Consider the following 603-nt stretch of genomic DNA (forward strand, 5'->3'; position numbering starts at 1 on the left):
CCCGTCGTGGTATGGTTCAGGGTATGGATGAAATCCCAGGCGGCGGTGGAAAGATCATCAAAGCTGAAGTGCCGCTGTCCGAAATGTTTGGTTACTCGACTTCCCTGCGTTCCGCAACGCAAGGTCGTGCAACTTACACAATGGAATTCAAGCACTACTCTGAAGCGCCTAAGAATGTGATCGACGCAATCGTCACAGCTAAAGCGAAGTAATTCTGTACTAAAAAACCTGTCCCATGCCGGGACAGGTGCATTGTAAATAAATCGTTCTTTTTGAAGGAAGAATAAAATGGCAAAAGGTAAGTTCGAACGCACCAAGCCGCACGTGAACGTCGGTACAATTGGTCACGTTGATCACGGTAAAACTACACTGACAGCAGCGATCGCGACAGTTCTGTCCGCAAAATTCGGCGGCGAAGCGAAGAAATACGACGAAATCGACGCAGCACCAGAAGAAAAAGCACGTGGTATTACAATTAACACAGCACACGTAGAATACGAAACAGCAAGCCGTCACTACGCACACGTTGACTGCCCAGGCCATGCTGACTATGTTAAAAACATGATCACTGGTGCAGCGCAGATGGACGGCGCGATCCTGGTT

General features: G+C 48.8%; 2 protein-coding genes. Both read left to right on the top strand.

The window, feature by feature from the left end; genetic code table 11:
- Positions 1-212, top strand: a 212-nt coding sequence (locus KDM89_RS19340) for a hypothetical protein (RefSeq protein WP_212689539.1), incomplete at its 5' end; no start/stop codon positions are given.
- 76 nt (positions 213-288) lie between these two features.
- On the top strand, positions 289-603 hold a 315-nt coding region (locus KDM89_RS19345), incomplete at its 3' end, for a GTP-binding protein (RefSeq protein ID WP_230427994.1).

The sequence above is a fragment of the Cognatundibacterium luofuense genome (assembly GCF_018139685.1).
GTDB classification, from domain to species: Bacteria; Pseudomonadota; Gammaproteobacteria; order Burkholderiales; family Burkholderiaceae_D; genus Undibacterium; species Undibacterium luofuense.